This is a genomic window from Herbiconiux sp. A18JL235, assembly GCF_040939305.1.
Lineage (GTDB): Bacteria > Actinomycetota > Actinomycetes > Actinomycetales > Microbacteriaceae > Herbiconiux.
Window position 1 is genome coordinate 4,103,004 of the sequence record NZ_CP162511.1, and the last position, 21,409, is coordinate 4,124,412.

18 protein-coding genes are annotated in these 21,409 nt (G+C 70.5%); 10 read left to right on the forward strand and 8 right to left on the reverse strand.

The window, feature by feature from the left end; all coding sequences use genetic code 11:
* Positions 1–125 precede the first annotated feature (125 nt).
* Positions 126–872 carry an HAD family hydrolase gene (locus ABFY20_RS19235; RefSeq protein WP_368497815.1) on the forward strand — a complete coding sequence of 249 codons (747 nt, stop codon included), beginning with the start codon at positions 126–128 and terminating at the stop codon, positions 870–872.
* Positions 873–1,005: 133 nt separating this feature from the next.
* Positions 1,006–3,636 (forward strand): glycoside hydrolase family 65 protein, encoded by a 2,631-nt coding sequence (locus ABFY20_RS19240; RefSeq protein ID WP_368497816.1) that lies wholly within the window; start codon positions 1,006–1,008, stop codon positions 3,634–3,636.
* A gap of 18 nt (positions 3,637–3,654) precedes the next feature.
* Here ABFY20_RS19240 and ABFY20_RS19245 read toward each other — a convergent pair whose 3' ends face one another.
* From ABFY20_RS19245 to ABFY20_RS19270, 6 genes are all read right to left on the reverse strand, one after another.
* The gene (locus ABFY20_RS19245) at positions 3,655–4,962 is read right to left on the reverse strand and encodes an alpha/beta hydrolase (RefSeq protein ID WP_368497817.1); all 1,308 of its coding nucleotides are present in this window, start codon (positions 4,960–4,962) and stop codon (positions 3,655–3,657) included.
* A complete protein-coding gene (locus tag ABFY20_RS19250) occupies positions 4,962–5,888 on the reverse strand; it encodes an alpha/beta hydrolase (protein ID WP_368497818.1) in 927 nt (308 codons plus the stop codon). Before ABFY20_RS19250 ends, ABFY20_RS19245 begins: the two co-directional genes overlap by 1 nt.
* A gap of 140 nt (positions 5,889–6,028) precedes the next feature.
* Entirely contained in the window at positions 6,029–6,310 is a 282-nt protein-coding gene (locus ABFY20_RS19255) for a hypothetical protein (RefSeq protein ID WP_368497819.1), read from the reverse strand.
* Positions 6,311–6,441: 131 nt separating this feature from the next.
* The gene (locus ABFY20_RS19260) at positions 6,442–7,287 is read right to left on the reverse strand and encodes a transglutaminase N-terminal domain-containing protein (protein ID WP_368497820.1); all 846 of its coding nucleotides are present in this window, start codon (positions 7,285–7,287) and stop codon (positions 6,442–6,444) included.
* On the reverse strand, positions 7,284–8,216 hold the full coding sequence (locus ABFY20_RS19265; protein WP_368499832.1) for an alpha-E domain-containing protein: 933 nt from the start codon (positions 8,214–8,216) through the stop codon (positions 7,284–7,286). Before ABFY20_RS19265 ends, ABFY20_RS19260 begins: the two co-directional genes overlap by 4 nt.
* A 5-nt stretch (positions 8,217–8,221) precedes the next feature.
* Positions 8,222–9,937: a circularly permuted type 2 ATP-grasp protein gene (locus ABFY20_RS19270; RefSeq protein WP_368497821.1), complete on the reverse strand. Its 1,716-nt coding sequence runs from the start codon at positions 9,935–9,937 to the stop codon at positions 8,222–8,224.
* A gap of 104 nt (positions 9,938–10,041) precedes the next feature.
* Between ABFY20_RS19270 and ABFY20_RS19275 the strand changes: the two genes are divergently transcribed.
* The 7 genes from ABFY20_RS19275 (at position 10,042) to ABFY20_RS19305 (ending at position 18,446) form a co-directional block, all read left to right on the forward strand.
* Positions 10,042–11,388: a putative Ig domain-containing protein gene (locus ABFY20_RS19275; protein ID WP_368497822.1), complete on the forward strand. Its 1,347-nt coding sequence runs from the start codon at positions 10,042–10,044 to the stop codon at positions 11,386–11,388.
* Positions 11,389–11,466: 78 nt separating this feature from the next.
* Positions 11,467–13,653, forward strand: coding sequence for a putative Ig domain-containing protein (locus ABFY20_RS19280; RefSeq protein ID WP_368497823.1), 2,187 nt, complete (start codon positions 11,467–11,469; stop codon positions 13,651–13,653).
* 155 nt (positions 13,654–13,808) lie between these two features.
* A complete protein-coding gene (locus ABFY20_RS19285) occupies positions 13,809–15,017 on the forward strand; it encodes a histidine kinase (RefSeq protein ID WP_368497824.1) in 1,209 nt (402 codons plus the stop codon).
* A complete protein-coding gene (locus tag ABFY20_RS19290; RefSeq protein WP_368497825.1) occupies positions 15,005–15,667 on the forward strand; it encodes a response regulator in 663 nt (220 codons plus the stop codon). The genes ABFY20_RS19285 and ABFY20_RS19290 overlap by 13 nt, the downstream gene beginning before the upstream one ends.
* A gap of 40 nt (positions 15,668–15,707) precedes the next feature.
* Positions 15,708–16,565 (forward strand): DUF4097 family beta strand repeat-containing protein, encoded by an 858-nt coding sequence (locus tag ABFY20_RS19295; RefSeq protein ID WP_368497826.1) that lies wholly within the window; start codon positions 15,708–15,710, stop codon positions 16,563–16,565.
* A gap of 53 nt (positions 16,566–16,618) precedes the next feature.
* A complete protein-coding gene (locus ABFY20_RS19300; RefSeq protein ID WP_368497827.1) occupies positions 16,619–17,503 on the forward strand; it encodes a DMT family transporter in 885 nt (294 codons plus the stop codon).
* A gap of 259 nt (positions 17,504–17,762) precedes the next feature.
* Positions 17,763–18,446: an endonuclease/exonuclease/phosphatase family protein gene (locus ABFY20_RS19305; RefSeq protein WP_368497828.1), complete on the forward strand. Its 684-nt coding sequence runs from the start codon at positions 17,763–17,765 to the stop codon at positions 18,444–18,446.
* Between the two features lie 51 nt (positions 18,447–18,497).
* Here the strand turns inward: ABFY20_RS19305 and ABFY20_RS19310 are convergent, their stop codons facing one another.
* Positions 18,498–19,049 (reverse strand): DUF1707 domain-containing protein, encoded by a 552-nt coding sequence (locus ABFY20_RS19310; RefSeq protein WP_368497829.1) that lies wholly within the window; start codon positions 19,047–19,049, stop codon positions 18,498–18,500.
* A gap of 74 nt (positions 19,050–19,123) precedes the next feature.
* Complete coding sequence (locus tag ABFY20_RS19315) at positions 19,124–20,398, reverse strand: MFS transporter (RefSeq protein WP_368497830.1); 1,275 nt, start codon at positions 20,396–20,398, stop codon at positions 19,124–19,126.
* Positions 20,399–20,512: 114 nt separating this feature from the next.
* On the opposite strand from ABFY20_RS19315, the gene ABFY20_RS19320 reads away from it, so the two are divergent.
* Entirely contained in the window at positions 20,513–21,385 is an 873-nt protein-coding gene (locus tag ABFY20_RS19320) for a LysR substrate-binding domain-containing protein (RefSeq protein ID WP_368497831.1), read from the forward strand.
* Positions 21,386–21,409: the final 24 nt, after the last annotated feature.

The following is a 21,409-nucleotide window of genomic DNA, read 5'->3' on the forward strand; positions in this document are numbered from 1 at the left end:
GATGCGCGCCCCGGCCGTGACGGGCGTGCATCCGGTGGCCGTCCCGGGGTGCCGCGCGCGCATCCGGTGGCCGGACGAAACGACGCGATAACACGCTGTTCACGACGAGCAAGTAGCGTTGAGGCATGACCGACACCGTCACCCGCGATGCGAGCCGTCTCGCGACCGCTCGCGCCCTCCTGTTCGACCTCGACGGCGTGCTCACCCCGACGGTCGACGTGCACATGAAGGCCTGGGCCCGATTGTTCGCACCCTACCTCGCCGCGCAGGGCGTCGAGCCCTACACCGACGACGACTACTACCTCTACATCGACGGCAAGCCGCGGGTCGAGGGCGTGCGCTCGATGCTCGAGGCCAGGGGTCTCAGCCTCCCGTTCGGTTCACCCGACGACGTGGCGGGCGAGTCGACCGTGTGGGCGCTCGGCAACCGCAAGAACGACGCGGTCGCCGCCGAGCTCGCCGAGAACGGCGTCGCCGCCTACCCCGGTTCGCTGGAGTTCCTCACCGCGGCCATCGCCGGCGGGTACGAGGTCGCCGTGGTGTCGAGCTCGCGCAACGCCGAGGCCGTGCTGACGGCGGCCGGCATCCGCGACCGCTTCGAGGTGATCGTCGACGGTGTGGTCGCCGCCCGCGAGGGCATCGCGGGCAAACCCGCTCCCGACACCTACCTACGGGCTGCGGAGCGGCTCGGGTTCACGCCGGCCGAGTGCGTCGTGATCGAAGATGCCCACTCGGGCGTCCAGGCCGGGCGCGACGGCGACTTCGGATTGGTCGTGGGGGTCGACCGGGGCGTCGGAGCGCAGGAACTGCTCGACTCCGGTGCCGACATCGTGGTCGACGATCTCGCCGAGCTGGTATCCGCGCTGCGCTGACAGCTGCTCCTGCACAGCGGCACCTCGGCACCTCATCCCTCCCCAGGCGAACGGATGCTCGGCACACCTGCCGCTCCTTCGCTAGCATCGACCGACGCGAACCTCCCTGGCTCCTCGTGAAAGAAAGCGCCCGATGAACCCGATCACCTCAGATCCGCTCGACCGCACGCAATTCCCCGTCGACGAGTGGGCGCTCACCGAAGCGGAGTTCCACACCGCCACGCAGGGTCGCACCGAGACCCTGTTCGCGGTGGGCAACGGCTACCTGGGGCTCCGCGGCAACTTCGAGGAGGGGCACAAGGCCTACGCCGAGGGCACCTTCATCAACGGCTTCCACGACACCTGGCAGATCAGGCACGCCGAGGAGGCCTACGGCTTCGCCCGCGTCGGGCAGACCATCGTCAACGCGCCCGATGCCCGCGTCATCCGTCTGTACGTCGACGACGAGCCGTTCGTGGTCGCCGACGCCGACACCATCGAGTACTCGCGCCGGCTCGACTTCCGCACCGGAGTGCTCGAGCGGGTCATCGAGTGGCGCACGCCCTCCGGCAAGCGGGTGCTCATCCGCTCGCGCAGACTGGTGTCGTTCGCCGACCGGCACCTCGCGGTCATCGACTACGAGGTCACCATGCTCGACGCCGATGCGTCGATCCTCATCTCGAGCCAGATCCTCAACCGCCAAGACCGGGTCGACGAGTTCGCCGCGGCCGGGGGTGCCGGGTCGGGCTCGCCCGCCGGGGGCATCGCCGACCCGCGCAAGGCGTCGGGCTTCGCCGACCGCGTGCTGCTGCCCCGTTTCAAGTGGACGCACGAGGGCCGTTACGTGCTCGGCTACCGCACCGCCAACTCGGGCATGACCATCGCCTGCGGTGCCGAGCACCACCTCGAGACCGACAACGAATGGGACGAGACCTCCCAGATCGACGACGACATCGCCAAGCACGTCTACCGGGTGCGCGCGAAGGCCGGCCAGCGCATCCGTCTGGTGAAGACACTGGCCTACCACACCTCGTCGACGGTCCCCACGACCGAGCTCGCCGACCGCACCAATCGCACGCTCGACCGCATCGGCGAGGCGCCGATCGACGATGTCTTCGCCGAGCAGGAGCGGTGGCTCGCGGCGTTCTGGAAGCGTTCCGACGTGGTGATCGCCGGGCAGCCCGAGGTGCAGCAGGCGGTGCGCTGGAACCTGTTCCAGCTCGCCCAGTCGACGGCACGCACCGACGGCGGCGGCATCGCGGCGAAGGGCGTGTCGGGTTCCGGCTACGGCGGGCACTACTTCTGGGACACCGAGATCTACGTGCTGCCCTTCCTCACCTACACCTCGCCGCAGGTGGCGCGGAACGCGCTGCGGTTCCGGCACGGCATGCTCGACGCCGCGCGCGACCGCGCCGTCGAGTTGAACCAGCGCGGCGCGCTGTTCCCCTGGCGCACCATCAACGGGCTCGAGTCGTCGGCCTACTACGCCGCGGGCACGGCGCAGTACCACATCGACGCCGACATCTCCCACGCCCTGTCGCAGTACGTGGCGGCCACCGGCGACTTCGACTTCCTCGACCGCGGGGCCATCGACATCCTCGTCGAGACCGCCCGCATGTGGGCCGACCTCGGCTTCTGGCGGGCGCGGGGCAAGTCGAGCGAGACCTTCCACATCCACGGTGTGACGGGGCCCGACGAGTACACCACGGTGGTCAACGACAACCTGTTCACGAACGTGATGGCTCGCGCCAACCTGCGCGCGGCGGTGCGGCAGACCCGGCGGCTGAAGCGCGAGGAGCCCGCCCTCTACGAAGCGATGGTGCGTCGTCTCGATCTCGCCGACGACGAGATCGAGGAGTGGTCGACGGCTGCCGAGGCGATGCACATCCTCTACGACGCCGACCTCGGCATCCATCCGCAAGACGCACAGTTCCTCGAGAAGGAGCTGTGGGACCTGGAGAACACGCCCGCGTCGAAGCGGCCCCTGCTGCTGCACTTCCACCCGCTCGTGATCTACCGCTTCCAGGTCATCAAGCAGGCCGACGTGGTGCTCGCGCTGCTCCTGCAGGGCGACGAGTTCACCACCGAGGAGAAGCGCGCCGACTTCGAGTACTACGACGCGCTCACCACCGGCGACTCCACCCTCTCGGCGTCGACCCAGTCGATCATCGCCGCGGAGGTGGGCTACCGCGAGCTCGCGCTCGGCTACTTCCAGGCGGCGCTCTACGTCGACCTCGGCGACCTGCACAACAACACCGCAGACGGCATCCACGTCGCCTCGACCGGTGGGGTGTGGAGCGGTCTCGCCTTCGGCTTCGGCGGCATGCGCGACTACCTCGGGAAGTTCACCTTCGACCCGCGCCTGCCCGAGGAGTGGGAGTCGCTGCTGTTCCACGTCACCATCCACGGCTCGTTGGTCGAGGTGCTGCTCGAGCAGTCGTCGATGACGTTCACCATCCTCGAGCAGGCGGGTGCGGGCGAGCCCTTCGGTCACGGTGCGGGTGCCGCCGTCGGCTCAGACCCGGTGCCGGTCGCCTCCGACGTGCCGGGTGGCATGCGGGTCGGTCAGCCGCTCGAGCTGTGGGTGCGTGGCGAGCGCGTGCTCGTCGCCCCCGGCGAGTCGGTGAGCGTGCCCCTCAAAGACGACCGCCCCACCATCGAGGGCGCCCCCACCACCTCCGACATCGAGGGCACCGTCCGCGCCGACGGCTCCGTCATCACCGCCTCCATGCCCACCATCGTCTCCGACCTCGACGAACCCGAGCACCTCGTCGGCATGGACTGAGTAGCCGCGACGCGCCCCTCAGCCCGTCGGGGCGGAGAGGCCGAGGCGGGGATAGAGGATCTCGAAGCCCTTCTCGAAGCCGCCCTGGAGGGCGTCGAGAACGTGGCCGGCGCCCGGGATGACGTAGAAGGTGGTGTGCCAGCCCGCGGCGGCAGCGGCATCCGATGCCGCCTGGGCGGCCGGGATGAAGGCCGGGTCGCCTCCGCCGACCGTGAAGATGCCGACCGTGTCGGGGTAGGCGTGCGCCCCCGAGGCGAGGATCGACGAGGGCTTCTCCGCGTCGAACGCCGCCTGGTCTCCGCCGAAGAGTTTGGCGACGACCGTGTCGGGGTCTTCCGAACCGGGGTACTCCTCGCCTGAGATCGACAGCACGTTCTGCCAGAGCTCGGGGTACTTCGCGCCGTACTTGAACGAGCATCCGCCGCCGTTGGAGTACCCGGCGATCACCCAGTGCTCGGGGTCTTGCTCGATCGGCAGGTTCGCCCGCGCCCACGACACCACGTCTTGGGTGATGAACGTCTCGGCGTTGCCGAGGGCAGCCGTGTCGGCGCACACAGGGTCGATGCTCTCGTCGCCCAATTGGTCCGCGACCAGCACGATCGGCGCAAGTCCATTGTTGCGAGCCGCGTACTCGTCGAGCACCTTCGCCACGTACTGCGGGTCGGGGTCGCCCGGCTGGCCCATCATGAGGATCATGAACGGCAGCGCCGGCGGGTTCGCCACCTGCGCCGCGGGCGGTAGGTAAAGGCCTGCGGGTCGCGAGGTGAACCCTGATGCGGTCGCCGGGATGACCTGCGTGCCGGTCTTCCCGGTGGCGGGCATGTCGGCGGGCGGCGTCCAGGTCTCGTAGAGCGGCTTGCCCGCGTCCGGATCGTCGGTGGGCCGTGGCGAGGCCGTCGGCAGGGCGATCGGATGCTCCACCACGATCCCGAGGAACGACGCGATCGTGGGCTTCAACCCGAAGTACGCGTTGATGCCGAGCGTGCCGGCGAGCGCGAACAGCACCACCCCGACGATCGCGACGAGCTTGCGCCACCACCGGGAGCGCCACAGGTTCACCACCGCGAGCCCGATGGCGGCGAAGGTGACGACGACCCACGCATCCGTCTGCTCGCTGAGCGGCACGCCGAACACGTTCATCGTCTCGACCACCCAGATGGTGGCGAACGCGACGAGGGCGCCCGCGAGCATCCCGATCAGTGCGGTGAGCACCCACCGGATGCGCGGGGGCCGCACGAGCAGGTACACGAACGCGGCGGCGGCCAGGGTGAACACGACCCAGATGACGGGCCCGTCGACGATGCGGGTCTCGAGCAGGGAGTCCATCAGGCGCTGCCGCCCACCCGCTCGTCGAGCCAGGCCACCAGGTCGGCGACCACCTCGTCGCGGTTGGTCTCGTTGAAGACCTCGTGGCGCGCATCCGGATACACCCGCACGGTGACGTCACTGAGGCGTGAGCGGCGGCGGTAGGCCTCGGCGAGCTTGAGCGTGCTGCGCTGCCCGCCCAAGGTGTCGTCGTCGCCGGCCAGGATGAGCAGCGGGCGGTCGGCGGCGAGACGCTTCGCGGGACGGCCGAACAGGCGCAGTCCGTCGAGCACGCCGAACAGCTTCAGCACCTCGGCGGGGAACATGAGCTCGTCGGAGGCGGCCCTCTGCTGCGCCTCGACGTCGCGGCTCAGCCACTCGAACCCGTTACCGGAGCGCGCACCGGCCGGGCGGTGCTTGCGGGTGAGGTCGCCGCCGTCCATGTGGCCGGGCATCCGGTAGGCGGTGCCGCTCAGCACCACCGCGTCGTAGTGCACGAGCGCGGGTGAGTTCACGAGGATTTGCACCATCAGCGACCCCCAGCTGTGCCCGAGCAGCACGAGGGGCACCTCGGGATGCTCGCGCGCGATCTCGACGCCCAGCTGACGGATGTCGTCGACCGTCGCCTGCAGACCCCCGACGCCGAGGCGCCCGAGCCGGCTGCGGTCACCGCCGTGCTGGGCGAGGCCCGTGGCCCCGTGCCCGCGTTGGTCGGCGACGTAGACGCTGTAGCCCGCCGCGTTCAGGTCGCGGGCGAGCGCCTCGTAGCGTCGGCCGTGCTCGCCGAGGCCGTGCGCGATCTGTACCACCGCCTTCGGGTGCTCGACGGTCCACGCGTAGTAGGTGATCTCGACACCCACCTCGTCGACGAAGCTCGCGGTGAAGTGCGCGCTCCGCCGCGCTGGCTCCGGATGCAGGTCACGGGCGTCGGCGTCGGCGTCGGGCATGCCTCATCCTCGCACGCTTGCCGGGCCGTCACCGCGAACATCCGACCCCCTAACCTGGGCACGCGCCCGAACCGGATGGAGTTCGGGACGGCTCACGGAGACGGATCGGGGATTCAGCGGCCGGGATCGACAGGGGCCGCTCAGCGGCCCTCCTCGCTGTAGGGGGTGACGGCCTCGTCGAGGTCTTCGGGGGTGGCTCCGTCGGGGTGGCGGTCGGCGTCGGCGATCGGATCGACGGGGTCGGCGATGCCGCGGAAGTTCTCGCCGAGGAGACCGTCCGGCTCGTCCCGGTCGCTGTCGCCGGCCTCGCCCGTCGCGCCCCCGTCGAGGGTGCCGTCGTCATCTCCGCCGAGGCCCTCCGCGAGGCCATTGGTCTGGTCGAACGGCTCGCCGAGTCCGTCCTTCGTGGTGTCGTCGCTCATGATGTGGTCTCCTTCGACGTCGATGTCGCGTGGTGTCGGTACCGAGGAATGGCCCCTGCGACCGTCATCTCAGCCAACGCCGGATGCGCGCATCCGGCAACCACCGCATCCGCCCCCACCGAAGGCGCGGGTCACGACTCGCGAGTGATCTCGACCTTCACGAAGAGCTGCGAACCGAACGGCCCCGCGTACACGCCACGGAGGGGGGCGATGTCGTTGTAGTCGCGCCCGCGGCCCACGATGACATGCCGCTCGCCGATGTCGATGAGGTTCGTGGGGTCGTAGCCGCGCCAGTCGCCGCAGAACCACTCCACCCAGGCGTGCGACTCCCCGGCGATGGTCTCACCGATCGCGGCGTCGGGCTTCGGGTGCAGGTACCCCGACACGTAGCGCGCCGGGATGCCGACCGAGCGCAGCGCGCCGATCGCGATGTGCGTGATGTCCTGGCACACCCCGCGCTTGCCTCGCCACGACTCGCGCGCCGTCGACTGCACTCCGGTGACGCCCTGCACGTACTCGACCTGCCGCCCGATCTCCTCGCAGATCTCGAGCGCCGCATCGCACGGCGAGGCGTGCCGTGCCGCGATCGAGGCCGCCAGCTCGGCGAGGTCGTCGGCAGGCGCGGTGAGCTTCGTCTGCTTCGTCTGCTCGACGTACGAGGTCGAGGCGGCCGACGCATCCGCGAGCCCCTCCCAGTCGATCGGATGCGCTGCATGGTCGCGCGCGCGCACCTCCACGAGCGAGGTCGCCGTGAGCGAGAGCTCCTTGTGCGGCGTGAGCACCTCGAACGACGACACCCTGGTGCCCCAGTAGTCGACGTAGTGGTGCGACGACGACACCGGTGAGATGTCGAGCGAGGAGTGCAGCACGAACTGACCCTCCGACGACACCGGAAGCATGCGCGCCTCGTTGTACGACGCCTGCACCTCGCCCTCGTAGCGGTAGCCGGTGATGTGCCGGATGCGCAGCCGGTTCATGCGCTCTCTCCGATCCAGCTGGGTGCGGCGTTGGTGGGGAAGTAGCGCTGCCGGATGGCCTCCGACGCGGCGCTCGTGGCCTCCTGCACGCCGTCCATGTGACGCGGCAGTTCTTGCAGGATGTCGGTGATCGGGCGGTACTCGAGCTGAGCCCGGATGCGCCCCAGCAGTCGTTGCGCGTCGTCGCTCACCCCGATGCGCTCGTTGCGCGGGCCGAGGTCACGCAGGCACTGCTCGGCGCGCGTGACCGAGTAGAGGATGGAGCGCGGGAACAGGCGGTCGAGCAGCAGGAACTCGGCGGCGTTGCGGGCGGAGGGCACCCCGCGGTAGGTGCGGAGGTAGGCCTCGTAGGCGCCGCAGGAGCGCAGGATCGTGGTCCACGACGGGCCAGACGCCTCGGTGAGCGAGCGGGTGGCGAGCAGACGGGCGGTCATGTCGGCGCGCTCGATGGAACGGCCGAGGGTGAAGAAGTGCCAGGCCTCGTCGCGCGACGCGCTCGACTCCATGATTCCGACGGCGAGCGCCGCGCGGTCGCGAACCCAGCCGAAGAACTCGTGGGTCTTCTCGCTGGCGATGCGCCGCGGCATGCGGGCGCGCGTGGTGTTGAGGCACTCCCAGAGCTCGGTCGACACGATCTCGCGCGCCCGGCGGGCGTTCTCGCGCGCGGCGCCGAGCGAGTACGCGATGGAGGCCGGATGCGTGCGGTCGACCGCGAGCATGGCCAGCACGTCGGCGCGGGTGAGCGAGCGCTCGTCGTCGGGCACGTCGGACCCCATGACGCTGAGGAGCGACCGGCAGGCGAGGTTCTCCTCGATCCACGGGTCTTCCAGAAGGAGCTGCAGGTGCACGTCGAGGATGCGCGCGGTGCCGTCGGAGCGCTCAATGTAGCGTCCGATCCAGAACAGCGACTCCGCGATGCGGGAGAGCATGGCCATCAGGCGACCCCGCCTTCTGAAGTGGGGCGCGCATCCGGTGCCTTCTGAGCAGGCGTGGGCACCGCATCCGGAACCTGACGGGACTGCTGTTGCTGCTGCGACTGGTCGGTGCGCGGCGCGTCTTCGGGCGAATGATCGGGCTGGTGCCCGTGGCCGATGATGGGGATGGCCTGCGTGTTGGCCGCCTGCTCGGCGACGAGGCCCTGGATGTTGTGGCCGTCGCTCGACGAGGACAGCGGGTCGGTGCCCACCACCCAGGTGTCTTTCGAGCCGCCGCCCTGCGAGCTGTTCACGACGAGCTGCCCCTCGGGCAGGGCGACGCGAGTGAGCCCGCCGGGGAGCACCCAGATGTCGGTGCCGTCGTTCACCGCGAACGGGCGGAGGTCGGCGTGGCGGGGGCGCATGCCGTCTTCGACGAGGGTGGGGATGGTGGACAGCTGCACCACCGGCTGGGCGATCCAGCCGCGGGGGTCGGCGATGAGGCGGTTGCGGAGTGTCTCGAGCTCTTTGGGCGAGGCGTCGGGGCCGACGACGAGGCCCTTGCCGCCGGAGCCGTCGACGGGCTTCACGACGAGCTCGTCGAGCCGGTCGAGCACCTCTTCGAGCGCGCCGGGCTCCTCGAGCCGCCAGGTGTCGACGTTCTTGATGATCGGCTTCTCGCCGAGGTAGTACTCGATGAGGTCGGGCATGTAGGTGTAGACGAGCTTGTCGTCGGCGACGCCGTTGCCGACGGCGTTCGCGATGGTGACGTTGCCGAGGCGCGCGGCGAGGAGGAGTCCTGGGCTCCCCAGCATCGAGTCGGCGCGGAACTGCAGCGGGTCGATGAACTCGTCGTCGACCCTGCGGTAGATGACGTCGACGCGCTGGGGGCCCGCCGTGGTGCGCATCCACACCTTGCCGCCCGAGCAGAACAGGTCGCGGCCCTCGACGAGCTCGACGCCCATGAGGCGGGCGAGCAGCGTGTGCTCGAAGTACGCCGAGTTGTAGACGCCGGGGGTGAGCACGACCACGGTCGGGTCGTCGACCCCGCTGGGGGCGGATGCGCGGAGGGCCTGCAGGAGCTTGTTCGGGTAGTCGCCCACGGGCCGCACCCGCATCGACACGAAGAGCTCGGGGAGGGTCTGCGCCATGACGCGACGGTTCGAGATGACGTAGGAGACGCCGGAGGGCACCCGCACGTTGTCTTCGAGCACCCGCCACTCGCCGTTCTCGTCGCGGATGAGGTCGATTCCCGACACCTGGATGCGCACGTTGTTCGGCGACACGATGCCCGCCGCCTCGCGGTGGAAATGGCTCGACGAGCTGATCAGCCCCGCCGGGATGACCCCGTCGCGCACCGCGGCCTGACCACCGTAGATGTCGGCGAGGAACGCCTCGAGCGCACGCACGCGCTGCGCGACACCGGCCTCGACGTCGACCCACTCGCTCTGCGCGATCACCCGCGGAACGGCGTCGAGCGGGAAGGGCCGCTCCTCGCCGGCGAAGTCGAAGGTGACGCCCTGGGCGAGGTAGGAGCTGGCCAGCGCGTCGGTGCGACCGCGCAGCTCCTCCTGGGTCATGCGGGCGAGTGCGTTGTAGATGTCCTTGTAGGCGGCACGGGCCTCGACCGGGTCGTGCGACTTCGGCTCGGGGAACATCTCGTCCCACGGCGATGTGCTGCCGCGCCTCTTGGCCGGGGCGAGGGTGGCGCCGTAGCCGTCGAACAGGTCAACCATGTGCGCGAGCCTACTGCCCGGGTGTTGCGTCGGTGTTTCCGGATGCGCGGGGCGGTGTGGCGAATCCGTTGCCGCATGTTTCTGTCATGAGTTATCCTCAGCTCATGCACGAGCCATCCGCTCCCCTCGCCCGTCGTAGCCTCGTCACGCCGCGCCGGTCGCGCACCGGGGTCGCCGTCACCGCATCCGTCGCCCTCGCGGGGCTCTTCTCCGCCGGGGTCGCGCCCGGAGCAGGAGCCGAGGCGGCACCGCTACGACAGGTCGCGCTCGCCGCCCTCGACAGTGTCGCGTCGACAGGGCCGGCGGCGCCGGGCGCCCTGGTGCTCGACGAGGGCATCGGCAGGGGCTTCAGCCTCGACACGCTGCGTGACCGGCTGCTCGTCTTCGACATCGGCCCGTCGTTCCTCTCCCTCGCGGCGACGGTCGCCCTCGGCCCGTCGCCGACCGATGTCGCCGTCGACACGACGGCACACAGGGTGGTCGTGTCCGACGACGTCACCGACACGGTCTCCGTGATCGACGGAGGGTCGGCGGTCCCCTCGGTGGTCGCCACCATCCCGACCGGCTCGGTCGACGCCGAGGCGATCGCCGTCGACGGCGCGACGGCGACGGTCTACGTGGCGAACCTCGCCTCCGACGACGTGACGGTGCTGCACCTCGACAGCGGCACATCCACCCGGGTGCCGGTCGGCGACGCCCCGGCCGACGTCGCCGTCGACCCCTCGACCCACATCGCCTACGTGGCGGAGGCCGACGGGCGGAGCATCTCCACGATCGTCGGCGACACCCCTGGTATCCGGTCGTCCATCGGCTCGGCGCCGCGCTCCCTGACCATCGCTGCAGACCGCATCCTCGTCGCCACCGATGATCTCGGCCCGGGCGGAGGGGTCTTCCGCGTGCAGGCGTACGACCGCGACCTCCGGGAGCTTGGCGGCTCGGTGAACCTGGGGGCCCGGGCGAGCGGTGTGGCCGTCGACACCCAGCTGCGCATCGTCTTCGTGCGCACGGAGGTGGGCGAATTGCGCACCCTGGGGTTCGACGCCCTCGACGAGCTCGGCCTCACGCCACCGCCCCTGACAGGCGGGCAGCCGCGGCAGGTGACGGTTCAGCAGTCGACCCACCGCCTCGTCGTCGTGACGACCGACCGTCGCACGGCGACGCTCACGTTGTTCGGAGTGGCCGCCTCACCGGAATTCGTCGGGGGCGCGCTGGCAGCCGCGCGCGTGGGCGCGGCCTACCGGGAGAAGGTCGTGGCCGTCGCCTCACCCGCGTCCGTCTCCTATGCCGTCCGGCCGGGAGACATCCTCCCCCCGGGCATCGTGCTCGACGGCTCCTCCGGCGAGCTGCGCGGAACTCCTCGGGTCGCGGGTTCGTACGACTTCTCGGTGACGGCCTCGAACGGCAGCGCGACGACCGCCTCGCGCGGGTTCAAGATCATCGTGGCACCCTGAGGCCGCGCGGCAGCCCGGGCGGCCTCAGGCGGTCGTGAAGCGTTGCCACCGCGCTCGTTCATGATCTATCCTCACCTCATGTCTTCGAGGAATAATCGTTTATCATCGAGGTCGCTGGCAGCGACCGTCGCCCTCGCCTCACTCGTCGTCGCCGGGGTCGCCGCCTCGCTCACGATCACAGGCGATTCGGCCGCCGCGGCGGGAAGTTTGCGCTCGATCGTACTGACGCAGGTCGGCTCGCTCGCCGACTCGGCGTCGAAGCGGCCGACGCCGCTGCAGATCGATGCCGTCACCGGCAGGGCGTACGCGATCGACCGGCCGAGCGACGAACTGGTGGTGTACGACATCGCCCTGTCGTCTCCGAGGGCTCTCGCGCGGGTGCCGCTCGGGAGCGATCCGGCCGATCTCGCGGTCGACGCCGATACCCACCTGGTCTACGTCTCCGATCACACCGACAACACGGTCACGGTGGTCGACGGCCACCCGGCCTCGCCGACCGCGAACACGATTGTCGACACGCTCTCGACCACCGGGCTGGGCGGGCAGGGTATCGCCGTCGACGAGGGCAGCAAGACCGTCTACGTCGCGAACACAGACTCGAGCGACCTCTCCGTCATCGACCTGTCGACCCGTGCGGTGGCACGTCTGCCCCTGGGGGCGAAGCCCGACGATGTCGTGGTCTCCTCGGGCGATCACCGCGCCTACGTGTCGAGTCCGGGCTCGCGCCTCATCGTCCCCGTGAGCGCGGGCGTTGTGGGTACACCCGTCGCCTCCGCCGCGACCCCCGTCTCTCTGTCCCTGGGCGCCGGTGGCCTCGTCGTCGCGACCACAGACGGCTCCGAGTCCCGGGTCGAGCTCTACGACTCCCTCCTCAACCGGCTGAACACCTCGGCCGTTCTCGACGCCCCGGTGGCCTCGGTGTCGAGCGACCGCGATGCCTACCTCCATTACGTCGTCACCACGAACAACACCTTCTACGCACTCCGGCTCGACACCCTCGCCGCCGAGGGCGACCCGACCACCCTTCCGTCGGGCCTCAGCACGGCGACCGTCGATCCCTCGAGCCACAGGGTGATCGCCACGAGTTCCGGGATGTCGGCAGCACACCTCGCGACCTTCTGGGTCGAAGCGAGCCCCGTCATCGTGTCCTTCACCACCTCGACGGGCGCTGTCGGAACTCCGTTCAGCCTCACGGCGGTGGCGGTCGGACTCCCCGTCACAATGACCTACAGTCTCGCCGGCGGCACCCTGCCCCCTGGCCTCACCCTCTCGGCGGCAGGGCTGATCTCGGGCACCCCGACCGCGATCGGCACCTACTCCTTCACCGTCGCCGCGTCGAACGGTTCTCCCACGCCGGGATCGGCCGTCTACACCATCACGATCACCGCGGGCTCGCCGTCGGCACCCGTCATCACCTCGCCGCCCCCGCCGAACGGAACTGTCGGCGTCGTCTACCCGACGCATCAGCTGACCGCCAGCGGCAGCCCGTCCGCTACGTTCTCGATCACCCGGGGATCGCTCCCGCCGGGGCTCACGTTCGACGAACGCGCGTTCACCATCCACGGAACCCCGACGGCGGCCGGCCGCTATGACTTCACCGTCGCCGCCGACAACGGCGTGGGCCTCGCCGACAGCCTCGACTACACGGTCGTCATCGCGCCGCCCGCCGCGGTCGCACCCACCATCACCTCCGGCCCACCGACTGCGGGTACGGTCGGCGCGACCTACCCCGGGTTCACCGTCGTCACGACGGGCTCGCCCGCCCCGCGGTTCTCGGTGACCCATGGCACCCTCCCCCCGGGCCTCACCCTCGGCGCCACCAGCGGCGTGATCTCGGGAACGCCGACCAAGGCCGGCCGCTTCGGCTTCACCGTGACGGCGATCAACGTTGCGGGCCAGGACAGCCGGGAGTACATCCTGGTGATCGACGCCGCCGGGCCGACGCCCACCCCCACGCCGACGCCGACTCCGACTCCGACCGTCACGCCGACGCCCACCCCGACCCCGACCGTCTCGCCCACCCCGGGCGGCGGCGCGTCGGGCGGCGGCGGGTCGGGCGGCGGCGGGTCGGGCAGCGGCGGCGGCCCGGGCGGCGCGCTCGGTAACCCGACGACCGGCGGCCCCGCGCCCGCTGGCAGCTCCGGCCATCTCGCGAGCACCGGCGCCGATGCGACAGCTGCGGTGACTCTCGGGCTCGCCGCTGTGCTGATCGGCGGCCTCGCCGTCGCGTCGGGATCACTCGTGCGCGGGCGCCGGCTGGAGTGACCCGCCCCGACGCCGGCTCTCGTCATCGCGAGGCCGGCGTCGGCCTTCGCCGTCGGAACGGAGGCGACAGCGCACGCATGCGGGGGTTATCCCCCACACCGATCGGGCGGTTCGCCTCATCGTGGGGGCGAGGGGGCGCGCTCTACGGTGGAGGCGTGAGACAGAAACTGACGTTCCTCTGGGCGGCGACGGTCGACCTGGCGCTCGACGGCATCCTCGGCACCGTGTGGTTCACCGTGATGGTGTCGCTGCTGGCGACGGGCATCTCGGCGATCCCGGCGCTCGGCATCGGCGTCGCGGTGCTGTGGGTGACCGCGGCGGTCGGGCGCGCCCTGCGCTTCGTCGAGCGGCGACGAGCAGAGGCGATGTACGGCATCACCGTCACGCCCCCACCGCGCCGCCGCACCACGGCGCGCGGCTTCGGCGGCTGGATCGCTCAGATCTTCCTCGACACCTTCTCGGCGGCGACGTGGAAGGGGCTGCTGCACCACTTCACCACGATGGTGCTCGGTTCCGTGTTCTGGTTCCTGCTCACCCAGGGCGTCGACCTCGCCGCCCTGGTCTCCCGCGGCGAGCTGGTTCGCGGGTTCGAGGGCCCCGGTGCCGCCGCCCTCATCGCACTCGCCGCCCTCGCCGTCGTCGTCGCCTACGTCGTCGGCGCCGGACTCCTCGACCGCCGCCTTGCCGCGGCCCTCCTCGGCACGAGCCGCACCACCGCCCTCGAAGAGCGGGTCGACGTGCTGCAAGACGCCCGCCAGGGCGCCGTCGATGCCGCGGCGGCCGAACGCCAGCGCATCGAACGCGACCTCCACGACGGCGTGCAGCCGCGCCTGGTGTCGGTGGCGATGACCCTCGGGCTCGCCCGCTCGAAGTTCGAGTCCGATCCGGCCGGCGCGAAGGCGCTCCTCGACGAGGCCCACCAGGAGACCAAGGAGTCGATCACCGACCTCCGCCACCTGGCCCGCGGCATCCACCCCGCCGTGCTCACCGACCGGGGCCTCGACGCCGCCCTCTCGGCCGTCGCCTCCCACTGCTCCGTGCCCACGAGTGTGCGGGTCGACCTCCCCACCCGTCCCTCCAAGGAGACCGAGGCCATGCTCTACTTCGCCGTCTCGGAGGCCCTCACGAACGTGAGCAAGCACTCGCGCGCATCCGGATGCTCGGTGAGCGTCACCCAGTCGCCCACCGGCGTGCGCGCCGTCGTCTTCGACAACGGTGTGGGCGGCGCCGCCCTCGGCCGCGGCGGCGGTGTGGGCCTCACCGGTCTCGCCGACCGCGTGCGAGCGGCAGGCGGCACCCTCACCCTCGACTCGCCGGCTGGCGGGCCGACCATTCTGACCGTGGAGGCACCGTGCGCATTCTGATCGCCGAAGACTCCGTGCTGCTGCGCGCCGGGCTCGAGCGCCTGCTCGCCGACGCCGGGCACGAGGTGGTGGGTGCCGTCGACACCGCGGAGGGCCTGCTGCGCGAGGCGCACACCGCGTCGCCCGAGCTCGTGGTGGTGGACGTGCGCATGCCTCCCACCTTCACCGACGAGGGCATCCGAGCCGCCGTCCTGCTGCGGGCGCAGCTGCCCGAACTCGCGGTGCTGGTGCTCTCGCAGTACGTGGAGGAGCGTTACGCCGCCGAGCTCATCGCCGGAAACACCGGCCGGCTCGGCTACCTGCTCAAAGACCGCGTCGCCGACGTCGAGGAGTTCCTCGCGGCCGTCGCCGACGTGGGATCGGGAGGCACCGTGCTCGACCCCGAGGTGGTGGCGCAGATCGTCATCCGTTCCCGTCATGCCCGCGAGCTCGATGCGCTCACCGCGCGCGAGCGCGAGGCCCTGCAGCTCATGGCGGAGGGGCGTTCGAACAGCTCCATCGCCGAGCGGATGCACGTGACCGAGGGCTCCGTCGAGAAGTTCGTCTCCGCCGTCTTCACGAAGTTCGGTCTCGCTCCCGAAGACAGCGACAACCGGCGCGTGCTCGCCGTGCTGAAGTACCTCGGCGGGCCGGGCACGAACCCGTCCTGACCCGCACCCTGACTGATCGCCCTACCGGAAGTTGGACACCATGACCGTCCCCACCACTCCTCCCCCCGTCGCGGCCCAGCCGGTGAACGCACCGCAGGGCCGCCCCGACCGCACTCTCCGCACCGCGCTCCTCGCGGTCGGCTCGGCGCTCGTCGCCGCGGTGCTGGTGCTCGGCGTCGTGCAGTTCGCGCAGGCCTCCACCGGAGACGACGAGTCGGGCGCATTCACCGTCGCCGACCCGTTCGACACCGTGGTCGTCGACACCAGCGCCGTCACCGTGTCGGTGCGCTACGACGACTCCCGCGACACCGCTCTCGTCGATTTCGACTCCGACGGCAGTCCGCTGCGCTTCGAGCACCGCGTGAACGCCGAGCGTCTCGAGGTGTCGGTGAGGTCGCGCGGCTGGTGGCCCTTCGGAGGCGTCATCGGCTTGAACGCGCATCCGCGGCTCGAGGTCGTGCTCCCCGGGTCGCTCGAGCCCGTCGCGCTCGAGGTCGGCACCTCGGCCGGAGAGGTCGACCTGGCGGGCGACTTCGCCGCCGTGCGGGTCGACAGTTCGGCCGGTGCGGTCACCCTGAGCGGCTCCGCCGACTCGCTCGACCTCAGCAGCTCGGCCGGTTCCATCACCGGCACCGACCTCGACGTCACCGGGCCCGTCACGAGCGAGACCTCCGCGGGCACCATGACGCTCGGCTTCGTCTCGCTCCCTTCGTCGATGCACGTCGAAGCCGCGGCCGGAGACGTGCGAGTGGCGCTGCCCGACGGGGAGTACGAGATCCGCACCGACACCGCCGTGGGCTCGGTCGCGCAGGGTCTCCGCAGCACTCCCGGCGCCTCGCGCGTCTACAGCTTCGAGACCAGCGCGGGCGACGTGGTGCTCGAGCAGGCCTCCCGCTGAGCGCGGCCCGCGGGCCGCAGGCCGGGCGACCGCCCGACCCGTAGTGTCGTGGGGTGACGAACGAACGGATGCACGACCCCACCGCGGCCCGCCGCCGCACCGTCGGGGCGGCCACGCAGCTCGGAACCGAGGTGACGATCAACCTCGGTTCCGCGCTGGCCGGCCTCGTCATCCCGATCGTCGGCTCGTTCGTGGTGGTCGCCGCCCGGCAGGTGGTGATGGCCGCCGTCGTGCTCCCGTTCTACCGCCCCACCCTCGCCGGGCTCCGCTGGCGGAGGCTCTGGCCGGCGGTGGCCCTCGGGTTCACGCTCGCGGTGATGAACCTCGCCTTCTACCAGTCGGTGCACCTGCTGGGGCTGGGGATCGCCGCGACCATCGAGTTCCTCGGCCCGCTCACCCTCGCCCTCGTCGCGAGCCGTCGCCTGCTCGACGTTCTCTGCGCCGTCGCCGCCGGGGCAGGCGTCGTGCTTCTCACCGGGCCGGGCGGCGACGTCGACGTGCTGGGTGTCGCACTCGCCCTCACCGCCGCAGCCGCGTGGGCGGCCTACATCGTGCTCACGAGGAGCGTCGCCACGCGACTGCCCGGCCTCGAGGGCTTGAGCGTCGCGGGTATCGTGAGCCTCGCACTGCTGCTCCCGTTCGCCGTCGCCACCTTCGACACGGCCGTCGTCGACCTTCGGGTCGTTGCCCTCCTCGTGGGGGTGGGTCTGCTCTCGTCGGCGATCCCCTACAGCCTCGACACGTTCATCCTGCGACGCATCACCCCCCGGCTCTATGCCATCATCACGGCGTTCGGGCCGGTGGTGGCAGCGGTGTTCGGCTGGCTCATCCTGAACGAGAGCTTCACAGTGCTCGAGGTGATCGCCATCGTGCTGGTGTGCACCGCCGCCGGAACGGCGATCGCGACCCAGCGCGATCGCCGAACCACACAGGTGTGATTCCTTCTCCCCATGTTCTCCACAGCCGAGTGCACAGCTTGTGCACACGGATCCGGGGGATGTCCGCGCCCTGCCCACAGAGTTATCCACAGGCGAAGAGCGGGACGGTTCTCCCCAGCACGGGCATCGAACACCGGGTGAACGCAGGTGGACGATTCAGGATGCACGCGCCGGAGTCATGTCACAATGGCGAAGCCACACACGAGCTCTGCGACACCGTCCCACAGCCCCGCGACAGAAGGTACGAGTCCCGACGACCATGCGACGAGAACTGAACATCGTCAGCTACAACCTGCGCAAGCATCACGCGAGCGGCGAGCTCGCCGACCTGAGTTCCCTCTACGACATCGACGTGCTCTGCCTCCAGGAGTGCGACACCGGCGACATGCCTCAGCAAATCAAGCACCTGGAGCTCGCCGACTCCACGAAGACGAACCGCCTGGGCCTCGCCATCTACTACCGCACCTCGCGCTTCGAGCTGCACGCCACCCGCGTCTTCGCTCTGCGCAAGTCGATGCACGACCGTGTGATGGCACCTGCGCACGAGCGCCTGCTCGCCGCGAAGCTCTTCGACAAGGAGATCGGCAAGGAGATCCTGGTGGGGTCGTTCCACGCCGCGCCGCTCACCGCCTCGAACTCGCTGCGGCGCAAGCAGATCGCCGCGGCTCACAGCGCTCTGCGCATCATGGGGCCCGGGCTGCCGACGGTGATGGTCGGCGACTACAACTACCCGTGGTTCCGCAACAACCTCAGCGAGCGCATGGAGGAGTCGGGTTACCTGCTCTCGTTCAGCGACAAGCCCACCTACGCCCGCTACAAGTACTTCAAGGGGCACTTCGACTTCGTCACGAGCGCCCACACCCGCATCGAGTCGATCGACACCCTCCCGCAGGGCGAGAGCGATCACCTGCCCATCCTGGTGCGCGCGGGCGTCGAAGACTGAGCCGCGGGCGCGCAGACGGCCCGGGGCTGAAGCGAGCGCTGGAGGCTGGGGCTAGTCGCGGTCGTAGTAGCCGCGGCGGCCACCGCCGCCGTAGACGACGATGCCCGCGATGGGGATGAGGGCGAAGAACACCCACGACCAGCGGAACCCGTCGGGGATGAGGTAGCCGCAGACGAAGAACAGGCCGAGGGCGATGAAGGGCATGACGCTCACCGCTACCACCCCGGCGGTGCCGCCGAGCGGCTGCCGACGACGCGCAGCGTCGGCGTAGCCGGATTGCGGGTCGCCGCCGTAGCCTCCCTGGCCGTAGCCACCCTGGCCGTAGCCGGCGGCGGGAGCGGCGCTGGGGGCGAAGGCCGGGGGCCCCGAGGGTGCTGCCGTGCCGGCTCCCGTCGACGGATGGGCCGACTCCGGCAGGTCGGTGAACAGCGGGGCGAGGTCGCCCCGGGTGACCGCGCGCTGCGCCGCCGCCGAACGCTCGCCGTACTCGTCGGGGGTGATGCGACCATCGGCCTGTGCTGCGGAGAGCGCGGCGACCGCCGCGTCGCGATCGGCGTTGCTGAGGCGGATCGAGGCGGAGGCGGGATCGTCGTAGGCTGACATGCTCTAACTCTGCCGCATCCGGAGCCTCGCGCGCATCCGCAGATCGGAGGATGTTCGTGCGGCGACGCGACCGCTCACGGTGCGCGGAGCAGCCCCCTGCGCCACAGCACCGCGGCGACGACTCCGGCCACCAGCACGGGCACCCCGCCCGACACCACCATGCCGAGCTGCGCACCCGCATGCTCGACGAAGGCGCCCATCAGCGGTCCTCCGATGGCCTGGCCGCCGAGCAGCACCAGCATGTAGAGCGCCATCACGCGCCCGCGCACCCCCATGTTGGTCGACATCTGCACCAGGGTGTTGGCGGCGGTGATGAACAGCAGCCAACTGAACCCCACCAGCACGAGCGACGCCGAGAACGCGAGCTGCCCGGGCAGCAGCCCGGCGATGGCCTGCAATGCTCCGTAGGCGGCCGTGGCGACGACGACGGTGCGGAGGCTCACCGAGCGACGCCGGGTCGACAGCAGCGCCCCGGTGAGCGCACCCACCGCCACCAGCGAGTTGAACACGCCGTATCCGCCGGCGCCCGTGCCGAACACGGTGTCGGCGTAGGCGGCGAGAAGCACGGGGAGGTTCTGCGCGAAGACGGCGAGCACAGCGAGGAGCACGAGGGTCCACAGGATGGCGGGCTTGCGCACGGCGTAGCGGATGCCCTCGCGCAGTTGCCCCTTCGCCCTCGCCGCCCGCGGTGCGCGGTGCAGCTCCGCCGTGTTCAGGCGGGTGAGTGCGACGACCACGAGGGCACAGGCGATGGCGTTGATGCCGAAGGCCCAGCCCGCGCCGACGGCGACCAGCAGTGCACCGCTCAGGGCCGGCCCGACGAGGGCGCCGAGCTGGAAGGTGGAGGAGTTCAGGCTGATCGCGTTGCGCAGCAGGCTCGGCCCCACGAGCTCGTTCGTGAACACCTGGCGTGCCGGGTTGTCGACGACAGTGATGAGCCCGAGCACCACCGCCACCAGGTAGACGTGCCACACCTCGATCGTGCCGGTGAGCGCGAGCACCGCGAGCACGCCGCTCGTGAGCACTGAGGCGCTCTGCGTGATGATGAGCAGCGTGCGCTTCGGGTAGCGGTCGACGATCAGGCCGCCCACGAGGCCGAGCACGAGCATCGGCGCGAACTGCAGGGCCGTCGTGATGCCGACGGCGACGACGCTGCCCGAGAGCTGCAGCACGAGCCAGTCCTGGGCGATGCGCTGCATCCACAGGGCGGTGAGGGCGACGAGCGAGGTGCCGGCGAAGATGCGGTAGTTGCGGACGCCGAGCGAGAGGAGCGTGTGCTTCCAGGGTGGCGGGGCACTGAGGACGGTGATGGGTTCGGTGGCGGGCGAGGGAGCGGCTATGGCGGTCACGTATGAAAAGTCCTGTTGTCGAAGTTCTTCTTCGACGTTAACCTTTTCCGGGGCATTGAGTGACGTAATCGTCGCTATAAGTGCCATTGGATTATCGAATAGTCAGGCAGGCGGATGTTCGACCCCACGCTCCTCGCGACCTTCCTCGCCGTCGCCGAGACGCACAGCTTCACCCGCGCCGCCGAGCAGCTCGGCCTCAGCCAGCCCACCGTGAGTCAGCAGGTGCGCAAGCTCGAGGCGGCAGCCGGGCGCATCCTCATCAGTCGCGACACCCGCGACCTGGTGCTCACCGACAACGGAGACGCGATGGCTGGTTTCGCGCGCACCATCCTGGCCGCGAACGCCGCGGCGTCGAGCTACTTCACCGGTTCGGCGATGCGCGGCAAGCTCCGCTTCGGCGCCGCCGACGACCTGGCGGCCACGCAGCTCCCGCGCATCCTGCGTCATTTCCGGCAGCTGCACCCGCAGATTAACCTCGAACTCACGGTGAATCAGAGCGTGCCGCTGTACCGGCGGCTGAAATCGGGGCACCTCGATCTCATCTTCATCAAGCAGATCCCGGATGCGCACGACGGCGCCATTCCCGAGACCGGCACCATCGTGCGCCGCGACACGCTCGTGTGGATGGCGGAGGAGCGCACCTTGCTCGAGCCCGGCGAGCCGGTGCCGCTCATCGCCTACCAGGCGCCGTCGATCAGTCGCACGCTCGCCATCGAGGCGCTGGAGGCCGCCGGGCGCACCTGGCGCATCACCTGCAACACCCGCGAGGTGAACGGGCTGCTGGCCGCGGTGCGTGCGGGTATCGGCATCGCCCCGCACCCGCACACGCTCATTCCCGACGACCTGGTGAAGGTGAGCAACCGCTTCTCACTGCCCGATCTCGGGGAGGTCGACTTCACGCTTCTGTCGAACCCTTCGGCGCCGGTGGAGGCGGTGGAGGCGCTGAAGTCGGCGATCATGGCGCGGGCGCTCAACCGCACGACATGAGCGTGGTGGTTCGCCGAGGGCGAC